This is a genomic window from Agromyces humi (assembly GCF_009720255.1).
In the GTDB taxonomy this organism is placed as follows: domain Bacteria; phylum Actinomycetota; class Actinomycetes; order Actinomycetales; family Microbacteriaceae; genus Agromyces; species Agromyces humi.
This window is the reverse complement of record NZ_WJSP02000448.1, coordinates 1-2771: the sequence shown is the minus strand read 5'-3', so window position 1 is coordinate 2771 and position 2771 is coordinate 1. Positions and strand designations below refer to the sequence as shown.

The 2771-nt window shown below is 70.8% G+C and carries 3 protein-coding genes; 2 read left to right on the top strand and 1 reads right to left on the bottom strand.

The features are described from left to right. The coding region (locus GH736_RS20715) for an HAD-IC family P-type ATPase (protein WP_159606681.1) at positions 1-1263 on the top strand (1263 nt) is incomplete at its 5' end. On the opposite strand, the gene GH736_RS20710 is transcribed toward GH736_RS20715, so the two are convergent. Continuing rightward, entirely contained in the window at positions 1193-1630 is a 438-nt protein-coding gene (locus GH736_RS20710; protein ID WP_159606679.1) for a DUF7144 family membrane protein, read from the bottom strand. The two genes, GH736_RS20715 and GH736_RS20710, sit on opposite strands and share 71 nt — an antisense overlap. Before the next feature lie 190 nt (positions 1631-1820). Between GH736_RS20710 and GH736_RS20705 the strand changes: the two genes are divergently transcribed. Beyond that, positions 1821-2771: acetylxylan esterase (locus GH736_RS20705; protein WP_159606677.1), on the top strand; the 951-nt coding region annotated here is incomplete at its 3' end.

Sequence of the window (2771 nt, the reverse complement as noted above, 5' to 3'; positions counted from 1 at the left end):
GCCCGGCGAGTGCTTGAGCCGCAAGTCTTCGGCGTGAACCTCGAAGACTTGCGGCTCGAGCACTCGCCGGGCCGCCAGGTCGGACTAGCCGAGGCCGAGCGGCTGCCGGCGAGGCTGGCTCCCGTGACCCTCCTCACCTTCCGCGAGAGCGTGCGCCCCGACGCGCGCGAGACCCTCGAGTTCTTCGCCGAGCAGGGCGTGGCCGTCCGCATCATCTCGGGCGACAACCCGCAGACCGTCGCGGCGATCGCCCGCGAGGTGGGGGTCGAGGCGACCGAGGGCTTCGACGCCCGCGAGCTGCCGACCGACCTCGACGAGCTCGGCGAGGCGCTCGAGCAGCACCTCGTCTTCGGGCGGGTGACGCCATCGCAGAAGAAGGACATCGTCACCGCACTGCAGCTACGCGGCCACACGGTCGCGATGACCGGTGACGGCGTGAACGACGCGCTCGCCATCAAGGAGGCGGACATCGGCATCGCCATGGACTCCGGCTCCGCCGCGACGAAGGCGGTCGCGCGCCTGGTGCTGCTCGACGGCCGGTTCTCGCAGCTGCCGGGCGTGGTGGCCGAGGGCCGCCAGGTCATCGCGAACATCGAACGGGTGTCGATGCTGTTCCTGACGAAGACGGCCTACGCCACGGGCCTGGCCGTGCTCTTCGGGGTGATGCTGCTGCCGTTCCCGTTCCTGCCGCGACAGCTCTCGGTCGTCGACGGCCTCACCATCGGACTTCCCGCGTTCTTCCTCGCGCTCATGCCCAACCGTCGTCGCTACGTGCCCGGCTTCCTGCGGCGTTCGCTCGGCTTCGCGATCCCGGCGGGCATCGTCATCGCGCTGGTGCTCGCGCTCTACAGCCGACTGGCGACCGATGCCGGCATCCCGCAGGACGAACTCCGCACCGGTTCGACCCTCATCCTGACGATCGTCGGTCTCTGGGTGCTCATCGTGCTGTCACGGCCCATCGACGGGTGGAAGATCCTCATCATCGGCGCGATGATGATCGGCCTGATCCTCGTCTACGCGATCCCGCTGATCTCGGACTTCCTGCAGTTCACGAACCCCTCGGAGACCACGGCCCTGCTCGTGCTCATGTCATCGGGCATCGCGATCGCGGGCGTCGAGGTCGTGCGATTCGTGCATCGACGTGCGGTCGCCCGGACGACGGTGGTGCCGGCGCCCGCGCTCGCCGCGGTCGTCAGGCAGCACGGAGTCTCCGCGACCGACGGAAGAACTCCGCCGACCGTCCCGCCCAGAGCGCGAGGATGATGAGCGCGGAGATGCCGCCGCCGATCGCCAGCGACACCCACGAGGAGGCATCCGCCGGCGCCGCGATCACGTCGACCACCGAGACGAGCGCCGACAGCGACACGAGCACGGTCACGAAGATGCGCGCCGAGTTGCGGCCCCGCGTGAGCCCCGACGCCATCGCGATCGTGAGCAACCCGATGAGGATGATCGCCGCCCCCCACAGCGTGATCGCGTAGGCATCGCCCGAATCCTCGACCTCACGGTCGTAGCGGAGCATGATGAGCAGGATTCCGGCGAGGATGTCGAAGATCCCCGAGATGTAGGTGAGCACCACGACGACGATCACGCGCTTCGGCGGACGCGGTCGCTCGACGTCGTCGGTCATGCCGCCCCCTTCGGCGCCGGAACCCGGCGCTCGGCACCAGCATACGAGCGGGGCGCGAACGCGGTCGAGGCGATTCGGATGCCGCGGCCGGGCCGCTCGGGTCAGGGCGACGTTCGATACGCTGGGCGGCGATGCGTCGGCGGGTCGCCGGCGCAACGACCCCCGACGACGCCCATCCGAAGGACGAGCCGTGCCCCGATTCGATCTCCCCGTCGACGAACTCCGCGCCTACCGTCCGGTCGTGGCCGAGCCCGACGACTTCGACGCGTTCTGGACGTCGACCCTCGCCGAGTCGCGGGCGCTCGCACAGGCTCCGAGCCTCACGCGCGTCGAATCGCCGCTCGCCGTCGTCGATGTCCACGACGTCTCGTTCAGCGGATACGGGGGCGACCCGGTGCGCGGGTGGTTCACCGTTCCGGCCGGCGCGACGGGTCCGCTGCCGACCGTGGTCGAGTACAACGGCTACAACGGCGGACGCGGCCTCCCGCACGAGCGACTCGCGTGGGCGGCATCCGGATACGCGCACTTCTTCATGGACACCCGCGGCCAGGGCAGCGGGTGGGGCACCGGCGGGGGCACGCCCGACCCGCACGGCTCCGGCCCGGCGGTCCCCGGATTCATGACGCGCGGCATCGAGCACCCGACCACCTATTTCTACCGCCGGGTCTTCACCGACGCGGTGCTCGCCATCGACGCCGTGCGGTCGCTCGACGTGGTCGACGCCGATCGGGTCGCGGTCGCGGGCGGCAGTCAGGGCGGCGGCATCGCGATCGCCGTGGCGGGCCTGTCGCAGGGACTCGTGGGCGCCATGCCCGAGGTGCCGTTCCTCTGCCACTTCGAACGCGCGGTGGGGCTCACCGACCGCGACCCGTACGCGGAGGTCGTGCGCTACCTGTCGGTGCACCGCGACGCGTGGCCCACGGCGTTCGAGACGCTGTCGTACTTCGACGGCGTCAACTTCGCCAAGCGTGCGAGCGCCCCCGCGCTGTTCTCGGTCGGCCTGCTCGACCCCGTGTGCCCGCCGTCGACGGTGTACGCGGCGCGCAACCACTGGGGCGTGGGCGGCGCGGGCGACCGGGTCGTTGAGGTCGGTGTGCCAGTCGTAGTTGCCGTCGAGCAGCAGCGGCGCGTCGAGCGCGAC